Below are 23,191 nucleotides of genomic sequence, written 5' to 3' on the forward strand. Positions count from 1 at the left end.
GTGTCGTGCCCCATCGTCGCTTTCCACGGCGACGAAGACGACGTCGCGACCGCCGACAAGGTGGCCCCCTGGGCCGAAGAAGGCGGCGCACTCGTCGGCCGGCGGAGCCAGCTTCTCGCAGACCCGGTCGGCGAGGTCCTCGATACTGGTGAAGGCGCCGAGGTCGTGGTTACCGCCCTTGCCGGGGTACTGCACTCCGATGCGTTTGACGTCGGCGGTGAACGCTTTGGAGAAAGGAAGGTAGTACTGCGGCGATCCGCCGGCGTGCGGGAAGATGTAGAGCTTCGGCGTACGGTCAGTCACTCGCGCAACATTAGCGGTCGCCGTCGGTCGCCCCGCTACCCGATTGCCGCCGCCGCGTCGCCGAACGGGGCTCCCAGCAGCGGGACCGCGTCGATCCCCCGCCGACGTCCACTCGCGACGGCGCGGCGGACCAGCGCGGCCACCCCGACGAACCCCGCATGATCCAGCGCGACGAACGGGGTCAGCAGCCGGTTGTGCACGAATCCGAACGCCAGCCCGGTCGCCGGATCGGCCCAGCCCATCGAGCCGCCCAGCCCGACATGGCCGAAGCCGGGCATCACCTGGCCGAACGGGATCGCGTGATAGCCGAGGTGGAAGGCCAGCGGAACGCCGACGGTGCGGTCCCATTCGAGGGTGCGCCGACCGGTCAGACCGTCCACCAGCCGGCGCGACAGGAACCGGGTGCCGTCGAGCTGCCCACCGTTGGCCAGCGCACCGTAGAGGCGCGCCAATCCCCGTGCGGTGGCCACACCGTTGAGCGAGGCCGCCTCGGTGTCCAGGAACGGGACGTCGCCGCGCACGGTGTCCATCACCCCGGGGAAGTAGAACGCGCCGAATCCCCCGTACGGCAGCATGGCGGCCGCCTTGGGTGCCACGAAGTCGACGATCGGGTTCCGCCGGCTGCGCTGCGGCATGATGATCTCCGCGGCGACGGTCGGGCAGGCAGCGGGCGGACGGCCCAGATGCAGGCCGTCGGTGTTCAGCGGCGCGGCCAGCTCGGCGCGAAACAGCTCACGCATGCCGGTACCGGTGACCGCCCGGGCCAGCCCGGACATCAGCCAGCCGTAGGTCAGCGCATGATAGGCGGGCTTGCCGAATTCGCGTCCCGGCGCCGCGGCCGCCATCCGGGCCTCCATCGTGGTGTGGTCGAGTAGGTCCGCCCTGCTGGCGCCCTGCAGCTGGGTCAGCCCGACCCGGTGGCCCAGCAGCTGCCGGACGGTGATCCCGGACTTGCCGTTGGCGCCGAACTCCGGCCAGTACTGCGCGACCGGCACGTCGTAGTCGATCAGGCCCCGGTCAACCAGCCGGTGGATGACCGTCGATGCGGCACCCTTGGTCGCCGAGAACACCATGGCGCCGGTGTCGACCGACCAGGGCACCCGGCCCGCGCGGTCCGACCACCCGGTCCACACGTCGACGACCGGCCGGCCGTCCAGGTACACCGCCAGGGCGCCGCCGCCGTAACGGCGACCGGGGAACATCGCGGCGAAAGCGCGCACGGCACAGGCAAAGTTCGGGTCGGCCGCGCCGTGGACGTTCGCCGGAAGCGCGCTGCGGCGAGCGCCGGGATGCTGCGTCATGGCTGGGAATCTACCTCGCGGCCGGCGCGCATAAGCCGTGTTACCGCGCGAGTCGGGGCCCGAGCCGGCTAATGCCAGATGGCGTCGAGGATTCGCTGGGCGGCCAGCGCGGGGGTCAGATCACCGCTGAGCACCTGCCGTTCGGCCTCGGCGCGCACCGCGCGCACCGCCGGGTCCGACAGCGCCCGTTCCAGCACCGCGTCGGCCACCAGCTGCCGGGTCCAGTCCACCTGCTGGGCGCGGCGCCGGGATTCGAATTCGCCGGCGTCGATCAAGGTCTGCCGGTGCCGCTCGATGGCATCCCAGACTTCCGCCAGCCCGCTGCCCTCGACCGCGCTCATCGTCAGAACCGGTGGCCGCCACAGGGTTTCACGCGGATAGATGAGCCGGATCGCGGCCGACAGCTCTCGCGCGGCCAGCCGCGCCTCGGCGAGATGCTCGCCGTCGGCCTTGTTGACCACCACGAGGTCGGCTAGCTCCAGCACACCCTTCTTGATGCCCTGCAACTGATCGCCGGTACGGGCCAGCGTCAAGAAGACGAAGGTGTCGACCATGCCCGCGACCGTCACCTCGGACTGGCCGACGCCGACGGTCTCGATGAGGATCACGTCGAAGCCGGCGGCCTCCAGCAGCACCACGGTCTCGCGGGTGGCCTTGGCGACGCCGCCCAGGGTGCCCGACGTCGGCGACGGGCGGATATAGGCGTCCGGGTGTGCCGCCAGCCGCTGCATCCGGGTCTTGTCGCCCAGGATCGAACCGCCGGTGCGCGTCGAGGACGGGTCGACCGCAAGCACCGCGACCCGGTGGCCGCGCTCGATGAGATGCATTCCGAGCGCCTCGATCGTCGTCGACTTGCCGACCCCGGGAACTCCGGTGATCCCCACCCGCCGGGCTGTCGAGCCGGGGTCCGCCTGCTGTCCGGGCGACAGCGCCAGCAGCAATTCCTGAGCCTGCTCGCGGTGATCGGCGCGGGTGGACTCGACCAGTGTGATGGCCCGCGGCAGCACGGATCGATCACCGGCGCGCACCGCGGCCGCCAAGTCGGCGACGCTGTCGCCCATGTTGTCAGCCATCTATTTCTGGTCTGCGACCGGTCCGTCCGGCTCGCCGAGCTCATCAAGGACCTCATCGAGGACATAGCCTCGCTGCGACGCGAGCGTCTGCAACAGGTCCGCGGCGGCGTCGGCGATCACCGTGCCCGGCGGGAAGATCGCGGTCGCCCCGGCGGCATAGAGCTCGTCGAAGTCGCCGGGCGGGATCACCCCGCCCACCACGATCATGATGTCGGGCCGGCCCACCTCGGCCAACGCGTCGCGCAGCGCCGGCACCAGCGTCAGGTGCCCGGCCGCCAGCGATGACACCCCGACCACATGCACGTCGTTGTCGGCGGCCTGCCGCGCCACCTCGTCGGGGGTGGAGAACAGCGCGCCGACGTCGACGTCGAATCCGATGTCGGCGAACGCGGTGGCGATGACCTTCTGGCCCCGGTCGTGCCCGTCCTGCCCCATCTTGGCGATCAGGATGCGAGGCCGGCGGCCGTCGGCTTCGGCGAACTTCTCCACCAGGGCGGTTGCACTAGAGATGTTGCTGCCTTTCCCGACTTCGTCACGGTAGACGCCTGAGATGGTACGGATCTCGGCCTGGTGGCGCCCGTAAACCTTCTCCAGCGCATCGGAGATCTCCCCGAGGGTGGCCTTGGCCCGGGCGGCGTCGATGGCCAGCGCCAGCAGGTTGTTGCCCAGCCCGTCCTCCCCTGCCGCGCCCTGCGTTCCGGCCGCCCGGGTCAACTCGGCCAGCGCCGCCTGGCAGGCCGCCTCGTCACGCTCGGCGCGCAGCTGCTCCAGTTTGGCCAGCTGTTCGGCGCGCACCCGGCTGTTCTCGACCTTGAGCACCTCGATCTCGGTGTCCTCGGCGACCTGGTATTTGTTGACGCCGATCAGCGGCTGGCGCCCGGAGTCGATGCGCGCCTGGGTACGGGCGGCGGCCTCCTCGATGCGCAGCTTCGGGATGCCGTCGCTGATGGCCTGGGCCATGCCACCGTGGGCTGCCACTTCCTCGATGTGGGCGCGGGCCCGCTGTGCCAGCTGGTGGGTGAGCCACTCCACGTAATAGGACCCGCCCCACGGGTCGATCGGCCGGGTGGTGCCCGATTCCTGTTGCAGCAGCAACTGGGTGTTGCGGGCGATGCGGGCGGAGAAGTCGGTGGGCAGTGCCAGCGCCTCATCGAGGGCGTTGGTGTGCAGCGATTGGGTGTGACCCTGAGTGGCGGCCATCGCCTCGATGCAGGTGCGGGCCACGTTGTTGTAGACGTCCTGGGCGGTCAGCGACCACCCCGAGGTCTGCGAATGGGTACGCAGCGACAGCGATTTCGGATTCTTCGGGTTGAATTGCGCGACCAGCTCACTCCACAGCAGCCGGCCGGCACGCAGCTTGGCGACCTCCATGAAGAAGTTCATCCCGATGCCCCAGAAGAACGACAACCGGGGCGCGAACTTGTCGATGTCCAGGCCGGCGTCCAGGCCGGCCTTGATGTAGTCCACCCCGTCGGCCAGCGTGTAGGCCAACTCCAGATCGGCTGTGGCACCGGCCTCCTGGATGTGGTAGCCCGAGATCGAGATCGAGTTGAACTTGGGCATCTTGGCGCTGGTGTAGCCGAAGATGTCGGAGATGATCCGCATCGACGGCTTCGGCGGGTAGATGTAGGTGTTGCGGACCATGAACTCTTTGAGGATGTCGTTCTGGATGGTGCCGGCCAGCTTCTCCGGCGGCACCCCCTGCTCCTCGGCGGCCACCACGTACAGCGCCAGAATCGGCAGCACCGCACCGTTCATCGTCATCGACACGCTGACCGCGCTCAGGTCGATCCCGTCGAACAATTGCCGCATGTCGAGGATGGAATCGATTGCCACACCGGCCATTCCGACGTCGCCCTGCACCCGGGGATGATCCGAGTCGTAGCCGCGGTGGGTGGCCAGGTCGAACGCCACCGACAGGCCCTTCTGCCCGGCCGCGAGGTTGCGCCGATAGAAGGCATTGGAGTCCGCGGCGGTGGAGAACCCGGCGTATTGGCGGATCGTCCACGGCTGGTTGACGTACATCGTCGGATACGGCCCGCGAACGAACGGAGCCTCGCCGGGGAAGCTGTCCAGCGGGTAGCCGTCGGCGAGCACGGCGGCGCGATCGGCGGCGGTGTAGACCGGCTTGACCGCGATGCCTTCCGGGGTATGCCACTCCAGCTGCTCGGGTGTGTAGCCGTGAGCGGCCGCGGCGGCCGCGACGTGCTCGGCGACGGCGGTCGCAGAGACTTCAGCCACCGGTGCGCTGTGCTGATCCCCGTGCAGCGCGACGTCAGCGAAGCTGCCGAGGGTGCTGTGTGAGGTGCTGGCGGTCATGGTTCTCAAGCCCCCAATCGGGTAAGTAGGTCCGACAACGCCTGCACCGCATCAATTTTCATGGTCAGGTAGTCGTCCGGCTTCGGGTCGGGGTCGGCGTTGGCCGCCAGTGCTTTCGCCGGTCCTGCCAGGTAGACCCGCTCGATCCCGGCGGAGCGGGCGGCTGCGATGATCCCGGCGGCTTCGGCGCCGTACCGGGCGTCGCTGCCACACACCACCGCCACGGTCGGCGACCCGGCCGGCAAGCCGGCGCGTTCCACTGCCGCTGCCAATCCGTCGGCGTCCACCGTGCCGGGGTTGACCACGTCGATGCCGCCGGAGGCCAGCAGGTTGGCGGCAAACGTCGTCCGGACGTTGTGCTCCGCCATCGGGCCCAGCGGCAACAGCAGCACCTGCGGCCGGGCGCCGGTGCGGGCCAGGTACGCGTCGGAGCGGTCGCGCAGCGCCTCGAACTGCGCGGCGTAGCGTCGCAATCCCGGCTGGGTGGCCTCGGTCGCCGATGGCGGCAACGGCGGCTCGGCCAGGTTGGGGTACTCGTTGACCCCGGTGATCGCGTTGCGCCGGTGCGCGATGTCCTCGGCCCGGGCCGCGGCGACGCCGGCGATCCGCTCGGCGATGTGTTCGCGGGCGGCTTCGAATCCCCCGAGCGCCTCGATCTCCTGGAACTGCCGCCACGCCTGTTGCGCCAGCTGCTCGGTGAGATCCTCGACGAACCAGGAGCCGCCGGCCGGGTCCAGCACCTGGCCCAGGTGCGATTCCTCGAGCAGCAGCAGCTGGGTGTTGCGGGCGATGCGCCGGGAGAAGGCGGCCGAGGCGCCGGGCTGGCCGCCGTTGATGGCGCTGTCGAACGGCCACACCAGGACGGTGTCCGCGCCGCCCACGCCCGCCCCGAACGCGGCCAGCGTGGTCCGCAGCATGTTCACCCACGGGTCGCGTTGCGTCATCATCGCCAACGATGTCTCGGCATGGACGACGGCGGCGCCGGCCTCCGGCGCCCCGGCCACCTCGGCCACCCGCGCCCACAGCTGGCGCGCCGCCCGGATTTTGGCGATCGTCATGAACTGGTCGTCGTCGGCGGCGAGCCGGAAACCGATCTGACCGATGGCGTCGGCGATCGGCAGGCCGGCGTCGGTGAGCGCCCGCAGGTAGGCAACCGCGGCCGCCAGGCCGGCGGCCAATTCGCCGGCCGCACCGGCGCCCAGGTTGTGCACCGCCGGCCCGTTGACGGCGATCGCGCGGACACCGCGGTTGCCGGCGGTGCGCGCCGCCACGGCGACCACCTCGTCGATCGCCGGAGCCGGCACCCCGGTCAGGGCGGCGATCAGCGGGTCGGCGCCCAGATCCAGCGACAGGTTGGCACGGTTGTCCGGGTCGAGACCGTCGACCAGCGCCAGCATGGTGTCGGCCGCGGCGGTGTAGTCACCGGCTCCGGCGCCATCGAGGAGCACCGGGACCAACTGCAGGTAGACGTCGTCGAAGACCCGCCGCAGCTCATCGGCCGGAACGCCGCCGGGCCTATGCGGTGGTCCCAGCTTCGCCTCTCCTTCGTCGAGGCTCGCTGAACCACCGTCGCCGACCCGCACCACCAGCGCGCTGACCCCTTCGGTCAGGGCGCCCAGCACCACACCGTTGACGTCGGCCCCCGTCGCCGGCCCGTTGCCGGGGAAACGCTCGGCGACCTTCCAGCCGCTGTTGACGTCGCGCAGCGCGTCGGCGCCGCGCACGTAGGGCCACCGGCCGGGCAGCGGCTGCTCCGGCAGCGCATCGAAGCCGGTGTAGAGCGCCCGGATCGCGAAGCCGTCCGGCCCCGCTACCGGGGTGTCCAACAGCCGCTCGGGCTCGCCGCCGGTCTCGGAGTCGATATCGGCCGGTTCGCGGCGCGAGCTCTTGGCCAGCACCCCGGCCACCGCGGCACGCCAGCGGGCCCGGGCTTCCTCCATGCCGGCGGGTTCTGCGGACACGTCGATGGACACCGGCGACTCCTGTTATTACTCGTGAGTAACTGATGGATCGCTACTCGGCACGTGTTAACCAGGCTAAATGATGGCGCTCGACGGGTGCGGCGGAGGTGCGCCGGACGCCAAAACTGCCGTCGTGCGACGCAATTCGTTAACCATCGGGCCGTACCCTGAGGGCCGTGAAGACCGCCGCGACCGGAATCCCGCAGGCGCTGCGCAGCGCCTGGCCGGCACTGGTGACCATCGCCCGCCAGGTGGCGGTGTGGCGATTGGCGTTGACCACGGCGGTGATCGTGACACTGGTCGCGGTGGCACTGTTGGTCCCGGTGCCCACCGCCGTGCAGTTGCGGGACTGGGCGCAGACGCTCGGCCCGTGGTTTCCGCTGGCGTTTCTGACCGCGCACACCGTGGTCACCGTGCTTCCGTTCCCCCGTACCGCCTTCACACTCGCCGCCGGCCTGCTGTTCGGGCCCTGGCTGGGCATCGTGCTGGCGGTGTCGGCCAGCGCGCTGAGCGCCGTGACGGCGCTGATCCTGATGCGGGTGTTCGGTTGGCAGCTGAGCCGGGTGGTGCGTCATCCGCGGATGCACTCGCTGGACGCCCGGCTGCGCGAGCGCGGCTGGCCGGCGGTGGTGTCGCTGCGGTTGATTCCGGCGATCCCGTTCTCGGTGATCAACTATGCCGCCGGCGCGTCGGCGGTGCGATTGCTGCCGTACACGGTGGCCACCCTGATCGGGTTGCTACCGGGCACTGCCGCGGTGGTGGTGCTGGGCGACGCCCTCACCGGCGATGTGAGCCCGCAGCTGTTCGCCGTGTCGGCGTGCACGGCCGCGGTCGGGGTGGCACTGCTGGTGTATGAAGTGCGCAGCCACCGCCGCCACCGGGGCGCATGCGATACCAGCGCCATCGCCGAGGCCGCCGAGGCCGCCGAGCCGGCAGTGACGTGCTGAACATGTCCATCCTCGCCGAGGCCGCCAGCCGGCTCCTGCGATCGAGGCGGCTGACGCGGGCGCCGATCTGGCTGTACCGGGCACGCCTCGGCGGCCTGCTCGGGGGCCGGCTGCTGATGCTCGAGCACATCGGGCGCAACACCGGTGCGCGCCGCCACGTCGTGCTGGAGGTTCTCGAAGCCCGCGGCAATCCCGCTGACAGCTACGTCGTCGCCTCGGGTTTCGGGGACCGGGCCCAGTGGTTCCGCAACGTCACCGCCGACCCGCGGGTACGGGTCTACGCCGGCAGCCGGGCGCCCGCACCGGCGACCGCACGGGTATTGGATCAGCACGAGGCGGACCGGGTGCTGGGCGACTACATCGGGCGCCACCCCCGCAGCTGGGAGCAGTTCAGCGCGGTGCTCGAACGGACGTTGGGCACCCCGGTCAGCGCGACCGACACGGCGCTGCCGATGGTCGAGTTGCGGCTGGACCGATGACCTGGCACGACGCGTCCTGGCAAATAACACGAAGGCCTCCCCAATCCGGCAACAATTCGGTGTAAACCGGCATCCGCACATCGAGAAAATGTGTAAGCCCCCGTTAAAGTATTCGTTGGTGTCAGGTGCCGGTACGGCACGAATTCGAGGGGTGCTCGACGGATCGAAGGGACCGAATCAATGGCTGATCGCAACGCCGCGGTGCGCAAGTATTTGACCGAAATGATCGGCACGTTCGTTTTCATGTTCGCGGTGATCGGCATCCTGCTCTCCGGAACCGAATGCCCCGCCGCCGTCGCGCTGGGCATCGGTGCTGTGCTGATGGTGATGGTGTACGCCAGTGGGCATATATCGGGAGGCCACCTGAACCCGGCGGTGTCGATCGCGGCCTATTTGCGGGGCGCGCTGCCATTGGGCGATCTCGGGCCCTACATCGTCGCCCAGTTGGTCGGCGCCCTCGCCGCATTCGGAGTGGGTTTCGGGTTGTGGCACGACAAGTACTCCCCCGGCACCCTTGATCTGAGCGGGGCCGTCTGGCCGGCATTCCTGGCCGAATTGGTGTTCACCTTCGCGCTCTGCTACGTGGTGTTGCATACCGCAACCAGCAAAGACAGCGCCGGCAATAGCTTCTACGGTCTGGCGATCGGGTTCATCGTGACGGTCGGGGTGGTGGCGGTCGGCGCCATCTCCGGTGCCGCGTTCAACCCGGCCATCACCTTCGGGCTGATGCTGTCGGGCGTCTTCGCCTGGAAGTTCCTCTGGGTCTACCTGCTGGCCCAGGTGCTCGGCGCGGTGGTGGCCGCCTACGCCTACAAGGCCACCAGCCTCGACGAGCACACCGCCCACCGCCACGACCACACCGCGACCCGCAGGGGTTGACGACTCGTTACGGCTCCAGGGCCCGTACGCCGCTGCTCGCGGTGTGCGGGCCCTGCACCGTCATGACGGCGAACACGGCCAGCAGCAGCACCGCTGGAACGATGTTCGCCGCGCGATTGCGTACCCGCAGCTGGATGCCGAGCGCCCCGGCGAAATACGCCGTCAGCATCGCGGTGGTGGCGCGGGCGACACCCGGGAAGCGGAACACCGATCCCAGTCCCAGCGCGGCGGCGGCCTTGGCCACCGGAACGGCCCAACGGATCTGGGGCGGGATGCGCATGGCATCCATGTTCTTGGCGACATAGGGCACCGGGATCGCCGATGCCACCGCATCACCCGCGAGGAACGCGGCCAGCGCCGCGTAGGTGGGCCTGGCGGTCAGCGCGCTCACGCCATGCCGGGATCGAGCTGGGGTGGCAGTATCGCCCCCTCGACCGGCTTGCGCGCATCGGCCTCGGCCTTGGCGACCGCCTGTGCGATCGCCGGGTCGGTCTGGGTGGTGAACCAGTCGGCGACCTCTTCGCTGTCGTCTTCCGGACGCGCCGGGGTGTCGTCGACCGGCGACGGCTGGTAGCGGAAGACGCCGTCCTCGTCCGGTGCTCCCAGCAGCTTGGTGAAGCCCTGCAACGCGCTGCCGAAGTCGCTGGGCACCACCCAGACCTTGTTGGCCTCACCGCGGGCCATCTCCGGCAGCACCTGCAGGTACTGGTAGGCCAGTAGCTCGGGCGTGGGCCGGCCGGCCTTGATCGCCGCGAAGGTCTTCTCGATGGCCTTGGCCTGGCCCTGCGCTTGCAGGTAGGCCGCGGCCCGCTCGCCCTGGGCCCGCAGCATCCGGGATTGCCGCTCGCCCTCGGCGGCCAGGATCGACGCCTGTTTGGCGCCCTCGGCGGTGAGGATCTCGGCTTGCTTCTCCCCCTCGGCCTGCTTGATCGCGGCTTCCCGCTGCCCCTCGGCGGTGAGGATCATCGCTCGCTTCTCCCGGTCCGCCTTCATCTGCTTCTCCATCGATGCCTGGATCGAGGGCGGCGGATCGATGCTGCGGAGCTCCACCCGGGCCACCCGCAGTCCCCAGCGGCCGGTCGCCTCGTCGAGCACGCCACGCAGCTGGCTGTTGATCACCTCACGCGAGGTCAGCGTCTGCTCCAGTGTCATCCCGCCGACGACGTTGCGCAGCGTGGTGGTGGTCAACTGCTCGACGCCGACGATGTAGTTGCTGATCTCATACACCGCGGCCTTGGGGTTGGTGACCTGGAAGTAGACGACGGTGTCGATGTTCAGCGTCAGGTTGTCCTCGGTGATCACCGGCTGCGGGGGGAACGACACCACCCGTTCACGCAGGTCGATGCGGGCGCGCACCCGATCGATGAACGGCACCAGCAGGGTCAACTGGCCGCTGACCGTGCGGCTGTAGCGGCCCAGGCGTTCGATCACCGCCGCCTCCGCCTGGGGAATCAGCGCCACCGATTTGGCGACCACGATCGCCGCGAAGATCACCAGTACCGCCAGCAACACCAGGCCGGTCGTAGCGCCTTCCATGAGCACTCCCCTTTCTCTACAAGACCTTGCTGACCACCGCGGTGGCCCCGTCGATGTGCATCACGGTGACCTGCTCGCCCGGCTCGAAGACCTCGCCGTCGGTCAGCGGGCGCGCCGTCCACACCTCACCGTCGAGCTTCACCTGGCCGCCGTGTTGTTCGACGCGGTCGAGCACCAGCGCGGTCCTGCCCTGCAGGGCCCGCACCCCGGTTTCAGCGCCCGCACCGGCCCACAGTCGCCGCCGCAAGGCGGGGCGCACCAGCACCAGCAGCAGCACCGAGACCACCAGGAAGACCGCGCCGTCGGTCCACAGCGGCCAGCCCGTCAACCAGCTGGCCCCGGCCGCCGACAGCGCCCCGCCGGACAGCATCAGCAGGAACATGTCGCCGGTGAGCGCCTCGGCACCGGCGAGTCCGAGTGCGAAGACCAACCAGACCAGCGCAGCCGACATGCGGCCAGGATAGCTTGAGAATCACTCGTGGCCGTGCGGACCGGGGCAGCCGGTTCCGGCAATTACACTGCCTTGCATCATGTGGTGCCCGAGTGTCTCGCTATCGGTGTGGGCCAACGCCTGGCTTGCCGGCCAGGCGGCGCCCGACGATCTGTTGGACGCACTATCGGCTTGGGCGCCAGTGCAATCGGTGGCCGCTTATGACGCGATCAGCATCGGTGAATCCGGGTGGGCCTGGTCCGGCGGGCCCGAGGCAGGCGCGGTCTCCTTGCTGCAGCTGGTGCGCGGGGCGGCCGCCCCGGCGGCCGGGTCGGCCATCCAGCCGGTGTTTCCGGTCCCCGGCGACGTGCGCGGGCTGCCGGTCGGAACCGTGTTCGCCCGTGAGGCTGTGGTCGCCGGCGAGGGAGTGCTGATCGGGGGCCCGGACTCCGCAACTGCGGTCGGACTGGTGCCGCTCTACATCGAAGACGGCGACTCCCCCGGCGAACCCGTGACCGAACTGTCCTGGACCGCCTACCCGCTGACCGGGATGCCGGTGCCCGAGCACCACGACCTCGGCGACGCCGAGTATGCGTTGCGGTCGGCGGTCCGAACGGCCGCCGAGGCGTTGGGGTCGACCGGTTCGCGCTGGGCCGACTACGGCGTCGAAGACCCCCGCCTCCGGGTCGAACAGATGCTGGAAGCCGCTGCGCTGCACCGCGTTCCAGATCACGCGCCGAGGCGTGCGGTGCGGGTGCTGCAAAGCGCCGCCCATGTCGAGGCGATCATCACCGTCAGCGCCGATCTGCTCACCGCCACCGCGTACTCCTCGAGCGCGGTGCAGAGCGCGGCCGACGCCGTGCGGCCGCTGGCCGCGGTGGTGCGCTCGGCGCGCAGCGCCGCGGTGACCGCGATCCTGCAGTCGGCCTGGCGGTAGCTCCGCGGCGGCGACCCGCTAACGAACCGGGGGTGCCACGTCCACGGCGCAGTGCGCCGCCCCGCACGGCGCCCCATCGACACCGAATCCGCAGCCCAACCCGGCCGGGCCGGCAAGCCGCTGGGGTGCGCCGCCGTCGCGCAGTTCGTCGATGAGCCCGCGCACCAGCCGGGCCAACCGTGGATTCGCGTTCGGGGTGACCGCGCGGGCGTAGGCGATGCCGGCCGCCTGCGCCTGCTCTTGCACCTCGGTGTCGAGATCCCAGAGCACCTCGATGTTGTCGCTGAGAAATCCGATGGGGCACACGATCACCGCGCGGATCCCCGATTCGGCGAGCACGGCGATATGCGCCTCGACGTCGGGCTCCAGCCAGGGCACCTGCGGCGGCCCGGAGCGTGACTGCCACACCTGGTCATAGTCGGTGTATCCGGCCGCCGCGGCCACCAGGGCGGTCGCGTGAGCGACCTGGCGGCTGTAGAGCCGCCGCCCGTAGCGTTCGTCGGCGGCCACCGGTATCGAGTGCGCGGTGAACACCAGCCGGGCGGCGTCTCGCAGACCGGCCGGCAGCGTGGCGGCGGCTGCGCCGATCGCCTCGGCGAACATCGCCACGAACAGCGGATGGTCGAAGTACTGGCGCAGTTTGATCAGTTCCGGGGCGCGCTCACCAACGGCGGCCCGTGCCCGGGCGATGTCTTGCGAGTACTGATCGCAGCCGGAATATCCGCCCCAGGCCGAGGTGGCGAACACCGCGGCGCGGCGCACCCCGTCATCGGCCATCGCCGCGACCGTGTCCTCGACGAAGGGCTCCCAGTTGCGGTTACCGAAATAGACCGGCAATTCCGGCAATTCGGCGCGCAGTGCGTCGGCCAGCGCTCGGTTGATCGCATTGATCGGCGACACCCCGCCGAAGTGCAGATAGTGCTGTGCGACCGCGTCGAGTCGCTCCGCCGGGATGTTTCGCCCGCGAGTGACGTTCTCCAGGAACGGCCGGACCTGCTCGGGTCCCTCGGGTCCGCCGAAGGACAGCAGCAGGACGGCGTCGAGGTCCATCCGGAATCCGTTTAGAGCAGCTGGGTGTGGGCGCCGCCGTCGGCGTAGATGACGGTGCCGGTGGTGGCGGGCAGCCAGTCCGACAGCAGTGCGCAGACGGTCTTGGCCACCGGGGTGGGATCTTTCATGTCCCAGCCGACCGGGGCACGCTGATCCCAGCCCTCTTCGAGCAGCCGGATCTGCTCGCCTGCGCCTTCGCCGAGCGCGCCGCCGACGATGGCGCTCATCGCCAGGGTGCGGATCGGGCCGGCCGCAACCAGATTCGACCGCACGCCGGCCGGCCCGGCCTCCCGCGCGACGAAGCGGTTCACCGACTCCAGCGCGCTCTTGGCCACCGTCATCCAGTTGTAGGCCGGCATCGCCCGGGTCGGGTCGAAGTCCATGCCGACGATCGACCCGCCGGGGTTCATGATCGGCAGCGTCGCCTTGGCCAGTGAGGCATAGGAATACGCCGAGATGTGGATGCCCTTGGCGACATCCTCATACGGGGCGTCGAAGAACGGGTTGACGCCCATGCCGGTCTGCGGCATGAACCCGATCGAGTGCACCACGCCGTCGAGCTTGTTGCCCTCCCCGATCACTTCGGTGACGCGTGCGGCCAGCGTGTCCAGGTGCTCCTGGTTCTGCACGTCGAGTTCCAGCAGCGGCGCCGGCTCCGGGAGCCGATCGATGATGCGTTGGATCAGCCGCAGCCGGTCGAAGCCGGTGCAGACCAGCTGCGCGCCGGCCTCCTGGGCTTGTTTGGCGATGTGGAACGCGATCGAGGAGTCGGTGATGATCCCGGTGACCAGGATCCGCTTGCCTTCGAGAATGCCTGCCATGTCAGTCCTTTTCACTCGGGGGCGTCAGTGGCCCATGCCCATGCCGCCGTCGACGGGGATCACCGCGCCGGCGATGTAGCCGGCATCCTCCGACGCCAGGAAGCTGACCGCCCCGGCGACCTCTTCGGCGGTGCCGACGCGCTTGGCCGGGATGAACTCCAGCGCACCGGCCTGAATCCGCTCGTCGAGCGCGCGGGTCATCTCGGTGTCGATGTAGCCGGGCGCAACGACGTTGGCGGTGACGCCCGCCTTGGACAGTTCCCGCGAGATCGAGCGGGCCATGCCGATCAGACCGGCCTTCGCGGCGGCATAGTTGGCCTGGTTGCCGATGCCCCACATGCCCGACACGGAACCGATGAAGATGATCCGGCCGAACCGCTTGCGCTGCATGCTGCGGCAGGCGCGCTGGGCCACCCGGAACGCCCCGGTCAGGTTGGCGTCGATGACCTCGGTGAAGCGTTCCTCGGTCATGCGCATCAGGAAGGCGTCCTTGGAGATACCGGCGTTGGACACCAGCACCTCCACCGGGCCCTGGTGCTCCTCGACCTCTTTGAACGCCCGGTCGACGGCCTCGTTGTCGGTGACATCGCAGACCACCCCGAACAGTCCTTCCGGCGCCCCGGAGCCGCGGTGGGTCACCGCCACCTTGTGGCCGTCGGCGGCCAGCCGCTGCGCGATCGCCAATCCGATCCCCCGGTTACCGCCGGTGACCAGGACCGAACGGGACACGAACGGGGGCTTTACTGCGGGCGTTTGGCTGTCAGTCACCGGCATAACCTATCGAATCGACCCGTTGACGCTGCGCTGAGGGCGCGGCCTACTCGCACTTTGGCGCCATGAGCGCAGCGTGAATGATGGACGACTCAGGCGGGCAGCCGCCGGTTCAGCAGCAGCGCGGCCAGCCCGGCCAGCGCCAGGATGAATGAGCCCAGCCGCAGCCAGCCGGTGCTGGCGTCACCGCGGATGGTTTCGAAGCCGATCTGGTCCTGCAGCGTCGCGTAGACCTCTTTGAGCTGGGCCAGGCTGGAGGCGGTGTAGGCGGTGCCGCCGGACAGGTCGGCGATCTTCTTTAGCGAGTCGTCGTCGACGGGCACCGGCTGGCGCTGCTCGTTGATCTCGACGTAGCCGTAGGCGGTGCCGAACGAGATGGTCGAGACCGGGACGCCCTGGTCCTTGGCGGTACGCGCCGCGGTGAACGACCCCTTGGGGTTGTCCGGGTTGGACGGCACGGTCTCCTTGCCGTCGGACAGCAGCACGATGCGGGCCGGCGGTGGGGTGTCCCCGCCGCCGATGACCGCTCCCACGGTGGCGATCGCCTGCAGCGCGGTGAAGATACCCTCCCCGGTCGCGGTCCGGTCGGCCAGCTGCAGCTTGTCGATCGCCGCCTTGGTGGCCTCCCGGTTGGTGGTGGGCGAGGTCAGCACGGTCGCCGTGCCGGCGTAGGCGATCAGGCCCAGGTTGATGCCGGCGGTGAGCTCGTCGGCGAACTGCTTGCCGGCCTCCTGCGCCGCAGCCAGCCGGGTCGGTTCGACGTCGGTGGCCCGCATCGACTGGGACACGTCGATCACCAGCATCACCACCGCGCGGTTGCGCGGAATCTTCACGTCGTGGGTCGGGCCGGCCATGGCGACGGTGAACAGCAGCAGCGAGCAGATCAGCAGTATCGCCGACAGGTGCCGCCAGCGCGTCGGCGATTTGGGGGCCACGCTCTCCAGCAGCTCCATGTTGGCGAACCGCAGGATCCGTCGCTGGCGCGCCACCTGCATCAGGATGTAGAGCGCGACCAGGCCCATGACGACGAACAGGAACAGGAAGAACCATGGGTGAGCGAAGCCGGACAGTGTCATCGGCCCGAGTAGCGGCAATGTCATCGCAGACCTGTCTTTTGGTCGGCGAACAGTCGCGAAAGCCCCCATTCACTGGCTGAAATCGGGGCTTTCACGTCTGCTCGCCGGGGGAAGGTGAGCATCACGGCGCGCCCGCCAGCGCGCCGCGCCGGCGGGACTCGACGAATCGGACGATGTCGGCGATCCAGTCGCGGTCGGTGCGCAGTGACAACAACGGCGCACCACAGCTGCGCAACGCGTGCGCGACATCGGCGCGGTGGGCGACGGCGGCCCGCGCGAAGTCGTCGCGCAGCTTGGCGTCGATGGTGAACTCGCGGGTGACGCCCGACTCGGTGTCCTGCAGCACCACGTCGCCGACGTCGGGCAGTTCGACGTCGCGCGGGTCGAGCACCTCGATACCGAGCACCTCGTGGCGGGCGGCGATCGCGCGCAGTGGCCGCATCCAGTTGATCGGCCCCAAAAAGTCGCTGATGATGACCGCCATGCCGCGCCGGCGTTCCGGCCGGCGCAGCGCGTCGATCGCCGCGGCCAGATCGCCGCGTACCCCGGCCGGGGCGCGCGGGGTGGTGGCGATGGTGCGCAGCAGCGTCTGCTCGTGGTTGCGCCCGGAGCGCGCCGGCACCCGCAGCACCTGGTCGCCGTTGGCCACCAGGGCCCCCAGCCGGTTACCGCCGCCGCTGTTGAGGTAGACGATGGCCGCGGCCGCGGCCACCGCCAGGTCGCGCTTCTCACAGGTGGCGGTGCCGAAATCCATGCTGGCCGACATATCGACGACCAGCCAGGTCTCCAGCTCCCGGTCGGCGATCATCTGCCGGACGTGCGGATGGGTGGTTCGGGCGGTGACCGACCAGTCCATCCGGCGCACGTCGTCGCCCGGCTGGTAGGGCCGCGATTCGCCCGGCTCGGAGCCCGGGCCGGGGATCAACCCGAGGTGATCGCCGTGCAGCACGCCGTCGAGCTTGCGTTTGACGGTCAGCTCGAGGGTTCGCAGCGCGGCCGCCAGCTTGGGATCGCGGATCCCCCCGCGCAGCATCGACGGCGGTGCGGTGCTGGTTCCCGGGTCTGGTGCTTGCTGCCCGGTGTCGGGGTCGCTCACCGACCGCTGGCCACAGCCGCCGCGGTCGGGGCACCCGGGGACGCCGGATGCGGCTGCTGCGGAACGGCGTTCACCTGCGGCAGTGGCACCGTCTGCAGCACCCGGTTGATGACGATCTCCGAGGTGATCTCGTCGGCGAGCGCGTCGTAGGACAGCACCAGCCGGTGGCGCAGCACGTCGGGGATGACCTCGATGACGTCCTGCGGGATCACGTAGTCGCGGCCGCGCACCAGGGCCAGCGCCCGCGAGGCGGCGATGATGCCCAGCGAGGCGCGCGGTGACGCACCGAAGGACAGCCAGTTCTTCACATCCGGCATGCCGAACTGCTCGGGCACCCGCGTCGCGGTGATCACCCGCACCACGTAGTCGACCAGTGCGTGGTGCACGAAGTTGTTGGCCGCCAGGCCCTGCAACCGCAGCAGGTCACCGGTGCCGAGGATCTGCTTGGGTTCCGGCGGGGTGACACCCATCCGGTAGATGATCTCGCGCTCCTCTTCCGGCGAGGGATAGCCGACGTTGATCTTGAACAGGAAGCGGTCGCGCTGCGCCTCCGGCAGCGGGTAGACGCCCTCGTGCTCGATCGGGTTCTGGGTGGCCATCACCAGGAACGGGTTGGGCAACGGGAAGGTCTTGCCGCCGATGGACACCTTGCGCTCCTGCATGACCTCCAGCAGCGCCGACTGCACCTTGGCCGGCGCCCGGTTGATCTCATCGGCCAGCAGGAAGTTGACCATCACCGGGCCGAGTTCGGTGTCGAACTCCTCGCGGCCCTGCCGGTAGATGCGGGTCCCGATGATGTCGGTCGGGACCAGGTCCGGGGTGAACTGGATGCGGGCGAACGACCCGCCGACCACCTTGGCGAAGGTCTCCACGGCCAGCGTCTTGGCCACCCCGGGCACGCCCTCGAGCAGCACGTGGCCCCTGGCCAGCAGTCCGACCAGGATGCGCTCGACGAGCTGATCCTGCCCGACGATGACACGCTTGACCTCGAAGATGGCCCGCTCCAGCGCGTGTACGTCGGCGGCCAGGCCTGAGCCGGCGCTGGAGGCACCCTCCGGGCCGGGGAAACCGCTGGCGCCCGCGGGCGTCCCATCCGATGACGTCATCGAGAAATCCTCCACAAAGGTCGGTCAGACACAACTGCTGGCACGGCACTCCAGCCGAGGGGCAGCGTCGTGCCCGCGTTTCACTATTCCAGGGATCACAGCATCCGTCGACGTACGGTCCCACCCGGGTGCGTCAATACTCGATGATCCGGGTCAGATACGGCGTCATCCCGGCCGTCCGCACCGGGCTGACGACGACCTTGCCGGCACTGCCGGACGCCTCCAGCATCTTGCCGCCACCCAGGAAGATGGCGACGTGCTGACCACCACCGGGACCCCAGAACATCAGGTCGCCGCGGCGGGCCTGGCTGGGTGAAATGTGCCGGCCGGCGTTGTACTGGTCGCCGGAAAACCGTGGGATCAGCACCCCGACACCGGCGAAGGCGTAGCGCATCAATCCCGAGCAGTCGAAGCCGACCGTTCCCGCCCCGGAGTCGATCCCCTTACTGGGACCGGTCAGCGAGCCGCCGCCCCAGGAGTACGGCACCCCGCGCTGCGAGCCGGCGCGGCGGATGACGTACTCGATGGCCTGCTGGCCCCGCACCCGCTGGCCGGGCGCGACGTTGCTGACGGCCTCGTCTCCGACGTTGAAGCCGAGACCGGACAGGAACTTCTTGCCCAGGTCCATCGTGGTCTGGGTGGCCTGCGCGGTGGCCTGTAACGACGCGTTGGCGATTGCCAGCGGGTCACCCGGCGCTCCGGCGCTGATCGTCGCGGGCAGGGTCGGGTCCCACCCGGGTTCGGCCTCGGCCGGCCCGGCCAGACTCAACATCACCGGGATCGCCATGAGCAGCACCCCGGTGACGCGGGCTAGACGTGTTGCCATCTGTCGCATTCGCTCCGCCGTCAGTATTCGATGTATCGGACTACAAAGGGCGTCATGCCGCTCTTACGCACCGGCGACACCTTCACGGGCTGCCCCACGTCGGGGGCCTCCAACATCAGGCCGTTGCCGAGATAGAGCGTCACGTGCTGGCTGCCACCCGGCCCGTAGAAGATGACGTCGCCGCGGCGCGCCATCGCCGTCGGGATCTGGCGGCCCATCTTGTACTGCGAGCCCGAGTAGTGCGGCAGCTTGATGCCCACCCCGGCGAAGGCGTACAGGATCAGCCCGGAACAGTCGAATCCCACGGTGCCCGAACCGGATCCGATGCCGCGACTCGGCCCCGCGGCGTTGCCACCGCCCCACGAGTAGGGCACGCCGCGCTGCGACATCCCGCGCCGGATCACATATTCGGAGGCCTGCCTGCCGTACACCCGCGGGATGCGGCCGTTGTTGATGCCGGAGTCCTCCGGCTTGGCCAGCCCGAGCGACTGCAGGAACTGGCGGCCGAGGTTCGAGGTCACCTGCGCCGAGGTCTGGGAGATCCCGAGCACCTGGTTGATGACGGCGATCGGGTCGCCGGGAACATTGGCGCTGGGGATCATCGGCAGGGTCGGATCCCACGGGCCATCCCACTGATCGGAGCGTTTGGCCGCGCCGGAGGTATCGGGGCCGGCCGGGTTGCCCCACCGGTCACCGGCCGGCGCGCCGGGCGCCGGGGCGGCGTCGGGCCGTGACGGGCGGGCCGCGGCGAGCCGGGCCTGCGCCTGGTCGCGCGCTGCGGCCAGGCGGGTGATCTCACCGCGCTGTTCACCGAATTTGCGGTGGGCGTCGGTGAGCGCATTGACCGCCGCGTCTTGGCTGGACTGCGCGTCGACGACGGCCTGGTCGGCCTTCTGCTTGGCCAGCCGGGCGGCCGACTCCTTGTTGAGTTGCTCGATACGCGAGCGCTTCAGGGTGTCCAGCGCCTGCTGGGAACTGAGCGCCAGGGTCTGGCCGGCGGCGGCGGTGGCGATCATCTCCGACGGGTCGCGGGCGGTCAGGTAGCTCTCCGAGGGCCCGTGGACGTAGGTCGACGCGGCGAAGGTGTTGTACCGCTGCTGGGCGGCCATGATCTTGGCGTCGGCTTCGACGATCGCCGCCCGGCCGGCCTCCACCTCCTGTTCGGCGGCGGTTGCGTCCTCGCGTGCGGTCTGCAGCTCCACCAGCGCCTTGTTGACGCTCTCCTTCTGCTGCTGGATCTGGGCGCCCAGTTCCTGCAACTGCTGGTTGGCGTCGGCGACCGCGGCGATCAGCGCGGCGATGCCGTCCGGGTCCGATACCGGTTGAGCGGTCGCCAGACCCGGGGTGCCCAGCAGCATGGCGGCGCTGACAGCCGACGCTGCGGCGGTGCGGCTGAGCCGGGCGGCCGGCGCGAAGACAGAGCCTTTGGAGCCACAGCGGATGCGTCTCATTCGGCTTGGATCTCCTCGGACTATGGACGTCTCGGCGCAGCACTTCGGCCGGTGCTAAAGCACAGGTGCAACACCTGCGACTTTTGAACCATACGTCACATCAATCACTGGAGAAACGTTCGTAACAAACTACGTTATTGTAATTATTCGGCTTGTGACCGAATGGTGACCTAGTAGTTTGCTACAGCCATTTGAATGACAGCGCTATCCACCCCTGCGTCAGAGTTTCAGCAGCTGGTATGGCTATTCGCTGTCATCGATGCGCTCGGCAGCAGCTTTGCTGCGTCGTTGCAGGAACCGAGTGCCGACAGCGGCTGCTGCCACCCCCACCAGCAACACCACCGTTAAGCCGGTCCAGGGCAGATCGGGCCTGTTCAACTCGGTGAGGAAATTCTGCGCGGAGACCACCGGATCGCCGGTCTTGGCGTGGTCCTCGGCGGCCTCCAACTTCGATCGGTGGAACTGCCCGCTGTAGCTGCCGACATAGGTGGTACTGAGCACCAGCACGGTGGCGTCCGGGTAGTCGTAGCCCACCACCGTGGCGACGTCGCGCAGCGCGGTGTCCATCCCGGGGTTGCGGGCCACTTCGACGATCTTGAGGTCGATGCCGTTGCCGGCCGCCTCTGCCACGATGTCGCGCAACGCCGGCACGTCGGCGGCCGGGGCGCTGACCCCGTCGGCCGCGACGTCGATCTTGACCAGCTCCATGCACTCATCCGGCGGGGTGGCCGGGTCCAGGCCGACGGTGATGCAGAGCTCACCGGGGATGTAGGCCGGCGGGTGCGGGGTGGTCACGGGTGTTGACGGTAGCAACGCAGGCACGGAGCAAGGAAGCCTGCACGCCGGGATTGCGCCTGAGAGTAGATCACCTCGAGCCGAACCAACTCCGAATCCGCTGGAAGGCATTCACCCCTGCCGTCGGCAGGGGTGAAGCGGCCTGCACATAGCCATCGCCGTAACCGAACGGCTCACGCATCCGGTAGCGGCCCTGCTGATAGTCGAAGTAGTACTCGTAGCGGTCAAACTCGTCTTGCTCGCACTCCAGCAACGCGATGAGCTTGCTCAACATCGCCTCGTACACGTCGATGCCATGATCCAGATTGACTTGGAAGGTCAGCCGCCGTGCGCCGAGTGCTTTTGCCTCCCTTTTCGGTTGGCTGAGCACTGCCGTCCACGGCCGTTTGGCACCGCAGCCGTGCCGCACCACGTAGGTGGCGTGTTCGCCCTTGAATGGACTGATCGCTACGGCATCTTCTCCAGCGCCACCTGCCACCGGCAGGCGGAGGACGACATAACCGTTGTCCTCGTATGCAGCCGAAAACGCTCCGCGAGTCACCGTGCATCGTCGTTGATCAAAATGCTCTGCCAAATCCTGCAGGACTTGAGTTCGGCGTGGATCAACCGTTCTCTCGAGACTGCCACCAGATCTGCGCAATGCATCGACGAACGACTGAACCAGTTCACCCGGCGGCAGGACTTGAAACGGAAGATCCTCCAACGCAACAAGTGCCGAGACTTCGGCATCGGCCGCAGGAAGGTCAACAAGGAAGTCAAATTCGCCGGCTTCCACCGCCAGAACCTCGTCACGGCTAACACCACACAGCAGCGGCCGATCGTCTGTTTCACCGGAGAAGAATTCTTCAACGAGGGTAATCATGCGTCGGAGGTTGCCGATCGCGGCGATCACGTTCCGCGGCGCATCACCCGCTGGCGCTTCTGGCGGCGGCATCAGCTGATCAAGCAGCGGATGCAGCTTGCCTTGGTAATCCTCGCTGCCAAACGTCAAGATGACGGCGTGGCGTAGGAATGTCAGGCTGGACCTGGCGCGACGAAGGGCATCGTCTGGTGAACGCCAACTGGCGTCGAGGTCGGCTTTGTCGAGTTCCTTTTGCAGCGCCTGTCGCGCCAGATGTGGCCGTTTTTCCAAGAACCGGCCATACTGCGACGAAAGGCGCGCGGCGAGTTCTTTGACGTCCAGCACAATTGACCGCATCCGCTGCAGTTGGCCCATATCGGAGTCATCTATCACCTGGCCAGGCCGGGTGTACGTCTCGCAAAACCGCCAAGCCAGGTACCCATCGTGGTCGCCCGCGTCGTGATCAAAGAAGGCCAGTCGATCTACGGCGTCTTCACGGGAGATAGACTCGATGCCTGCCGCAAACACCGCATCTGCGAGGTGTCCTTTCCCCGCGATTGGTTCGTCAGCGCCGTTCGCGTTCTCAGTGTGAGCAGGCAGCGAATCCTCGCCATCCTTAGAGTCCTCGGCATCCTCGGCGACGAAGAGCAAATCCAGTCGCTGCAGGCACTCTTCGCGCGTCCCGTCGAATTCAAGGCGGATGAACCAATCGTAGAACGCACCGTTGTCGGCGGGGCGGGTGCTCTCATCCCACCGCTTTACGCCCAGGCCGGCCTGCTCGACGATCTTGACGAGCAGCTTCGCGGACTCGTGCGATGAGTCGAAGACCAAGTAGTGGCCGAATTTGTTGGATTCGAGGTGCCAGGCGTCTATCCGACAGACCGCCTCCACTGAGCCTGACTCAGGGGCGTACGGGATGTGTTGTCCAGCAGTCACGAACGTGTGACAGAGCTCCTTACCCAGCGGATTGTCTTCCAACCGAATGATGTCGCCGGCATACAACGGATAGACCACGCCTTGATACACCACCCCCGCATGCATCGCAGGGGGCATGATGCGAACGGGCCTGCGGGACAGGGCCGAAACGGATCGGCCGGCCCGGTACACCGTCACGTCTACTGCTCTTGCGGCCATCAGTTCACCTACCGTGCATTGCGGCCCGAGCAGCAGCAGAGATGGACCGACGTGACTGG

Annotated in this window: 22 protein-coding genes; 4 read left to right on the forward strand and 18 right to left on the reverse strand. The window is 68.7% G+C overall.

The genetic code is table 11. From position 1 onward, the window contains the following. The 5 genes from BST10_RS17705 to mutA form a co-directional block, all read right to left on the reverse strand. On the reverse strand, window positions 1-303 hold a 303-nt coding region (locus tag BST10_RS17705), incomplete at its 3' end, for a thioesterase II family protein (RefSeq protein ID WP_242665673.1). A gap of 35 nt (window positions 304-338) precedes the next feature. Then, on the reverse strand, window positions 339-1,604 hold the full coding sequence (gene lipL, locus BST10_RS17710) for an esterase/beta-lactamase LipL (RefSeq protein WP_083039481.1): 1,266 nt from the start codon (window positions 1,602-1,604) through the stop codon (window positions 339-341). 68 nt (window positions 1,605-1,672) lie between these two features. Further along, complete coding sequence (meaB, locus tag BST10_RS17715; protein ID WP_083039483.1) at window positions 1,673-2,677, reverse strand: methylmalonyl Co-A mutase-associated GTPase MeaB; 1,005 nt, start codon at window positions 2,675-2,677, stop codon at window positions 1,673-1,675. Further along, window positions 2,678-4,996, reverse strand: a complete 2,319-nt coding sequence (gene scpA / locus BST10_RS17720) for a methylmalonyl-CoA mutase (protein ID WP_083039486.1) — start codon at window positions 4,994-4,996, stop codon at window positions 2,678-2,680. It abuts the gene before it with no gap. A gap of 5 nt (window positions 4,997-5,001) precedes the next feature. Further along, window positions 5,002-6,969 (reverse strand): methylmalonyl-CoA mutase small subunit, encoded by a 1,968-nt coding sequence (gene mutA / locus BST10_RS17725; RefSeq protein WP_083039488.1) that lies wholly within the window; start codon window positions 6,967-6,969, stop codon window positions 5,002-5,004. 164 nt (window positions 6,970-7,133) lie between these two features. Here mutA and BST10_RS17730 point away from each other — a divergent pair, with 164 nt between their 5' ends. From BST10_RS17730 to BST10_RS17740, 3 genes are all read left to right on the forward strand, one after another. Continuing rightward, the gene (locus tag BST10_RS17730) at window positions 7,134-7,904 is read left to right on the forward strand and encodes a TVP38/TMEM64 family protein (RefSeq protein ID WP_083039490.1); all 771 of its coding nucleotides are present in this window, start codon (window positions 7,134-7,136) and stop codon (window positions 7,902-7,904) included. Window positions 7,905-7,906: 2 nt separating this feature from the next. Then, on the forward strand, window positions 7,907-8,383 hold the full coding sequence (locus tag BST10_RS17735; RefSeq protein ID WP_083039548.1) for a nitroreductase family deazaflavin-dependent oxidoreductase: 477 nt from the start codon (window positions 7,907-7,909) through the stop codon (window positions 8,381-8,383). Between the two features lie 180 nt (window positions 8,384-8,563). Beyond that, complete coding sequence (locus BST10_RS17740) at window positions 8,564-9,262, forward strand: aquaporin (RefSeq protein WP_083039492.1); 699 nt, start codon at window positions 8,564-8,566, stop codon at window positions 9,260-9,262. Window positions 9,263-9,269: 7 nt separating this feature from the next. Here the strand turns inward: BST10_RS17740 and BST10_RS17745 are convergent, their stop codons facing one another. From BST10_RS17745 to BST10_RS17755, 3 genes are read right to left on the reverse strand one after another with little or no spacing between them, the layout of a single operon-like run. Then, window positions 9,270-9,653, reverse strand: coding sequence for a DoxX family protein (locus tag BST10_RS17745; RefSeq protein ID WP_083039493.1), 384 nt, complete (start codon window positions 9,651-9,653; stop codon window positions 9,270-9,272). Continuing rightward, the gene (locus BST10_RS17750; protein ID WP_013829159.1) at window positions 9,650-10,798 is read right to left on the reverse strand and encodes an SPFH domain-containing protein; all 1,149 of its coding nucleotides are present in this window, start codon (window positions 10,796-10,798) and stop codon (window positions 9,650-9,652) included. The genes BST10_RS17745 and BST10_RS17750 overlap by 4 nt, the downstream gene beginning before the upstream one ends. 16 nt (window positions 10,799-10,814) lie before the next feature. Continuing rightward, window positions 10,815-11,249, reverse strand: coding sequence for an NfeD family protein (locus tag BST10_RS17755; RefSeq protein ID WP_083039495.1), 435 nt, complete (start codon window positions 11,247-11,249; stop codon window positions 10,815-10,817). A 79-nt stretch (window positions 11,250-11,328) separates the two neighbouring features. On the opposite strand from BST10_RS17755, the gene BST10_RS17760 reads away from it, so the two are divergent. Continuing rightward, window positions 11,329-12,165 (forward strand): hypothetical protein, encoded by an 837-nt coding sequence (locus BST10_RS17760; protein WP_083039497.1) that lies wholly within the window; start codon window positions 11,329-11,331, stop codon window positions 12,163-12,165. An 18-nt stretch (window positions 12,166-12,183) separates the two neighbouring features. Here the strand turns inward: BST10_RS17760 and BST10_RS17765 are convergent, their stop codons facing one another. From BST10_RS17765 to BST10_RS17810, 10 genes are all read right to left on the reverse strand, one after another. Next, window positions 12,184-13,215 (reverse strand): ferrochelatase, encoded by a 1,032-nt coding sequence (locus BST10_RS17765; RefSeq protein WP_083039499.1) that lies wholly within the window; start codon window positions 13,213-13,215, stop codon window positions 12,184-12,186. A gap of 11 nt (window positions 13,216-13,226) precedes the next feature. After that, window positions 13,227-14,036: an NADH-dependent enoyl-ACP reductase InhA gene (gene inhA / locus BST10_RS17770; RefSeq protein WP_083039501.1), complete on the reverse strand. Its 810-nt coding sequence runs from the start codon at window positions 14,034-14,036 to the stop codon at window positions 13,227-13,229. A gap of 24 nt (window positions 14,037-14,060) precedes the next feature. Next, on the reverse strand, window positions 14,061-14,810 hold the full coding sequence (gene fabG1 / locus BST10_RS17775) for a 3-oxoacyl-ACP reductase FabG1 (protein ID WP_083039503.1): 750 nt from the start codon (window positions 14,808-14,810) through the stop codon (window positions 14,061-14,063). A gap of 89 nt (window positions 14,811-14,899) precedes the next feature. Continuing rightward, entirely contained in the window at window positions 14,900-15,907 is a 1,008-nt protein-coding gene (locus tag BST10_RS17780) for a VWA domain-containing protein (protein WP_083039505.1), read from the reverse strand. A 97-nt stretch (window positions 15,908-16,004) separates the two neighbouring features. After that, a complete protein-coding gene (locus BST10_RS17785; protein WP_083039550.1) occupies window positions 16,005-16,916 on the reverse strand; it encodes a DUF58 domain-containing protein in 912 nt (303 codons plus the stop codon). A gap of 59 nt (window positions 16,917-16,975) precedes the next feature. Continuing rightward, a complete protein-coding gene (moxR1, locus tag BST10_RS17790; RefSeq protein ID WP_083039552.1) occupies window positions 16,976-18,085 on the reverse strand; it encodes a chaperone MoxR1 in 1,110 nt (369 codons plus the stop codon). A 133-nt stretch (window positions 18,086-18,218) separates the two neighbouring features. Then, window positions 18,219-18,872 (reverse strand): NlpC/P60 family peptidoglycan endopeptidase RipB, encoded by a 654-nt coding sequence (ripB, locus tag BST10_RS17795; RefSeq protein WP_371869217.1) that lies wholly within the window; start codon window positions 18,870-18,872, stop codon window positions 18,219-18,221. A 59-nt stretch (window positions 18,873-18,931) separates the two neighbouring features. Then, window positions 18,932-20,353 (reverse strand): NlpC/P60 family peptidoglycan endopeptidase RipA, encoded by a 1,422-nt coding sequence (ripA, locus tag BST10_RS17800; RefSeq protein WP_371869218.1) that lies wholly within the window; start codon window positions 20,351-20,353, stop codon window positions 18,932-18,934. Between the two features lie 252 nt (window positions 20,354-20,605). Then, window positions 20,606-21,157, reverse strand: coding sequence for an Rv1476 family membrane protein (locus BST10_RS17805; RefSeq protein ID WP_083039510.1), 552 nt, complete (start codon window positions 21,155-21,157; stop codon window positions 20,606-20,608). 70 nt (window positions 21,158-21,227) lie between these two features. Continuing rightward, window positions 21,228-23,132 (reverse strand): hypothetical protein, encoded by a 1,905-nt coding sequence (locus tag BST10_RS17810; RefSeq protein WP_133054442.1) that lies wholly within the window; start codon window positions 23,130-23,132, stop codon window positions 21,228-21,230. Window positions 23,133-23,191: the final 59 nt, after the last annotated feature.

Origin of the sequence: Mycolicibacter algericus DSM 45454, from assembly GCF_002086455.1 — a bacterium.
GTDB lineage: Bacteria > Actinomycetota > Actinomycetes > Mycobacteriales > Mycobacteriaceae > Mycobacterium > Mycobacterium algericum.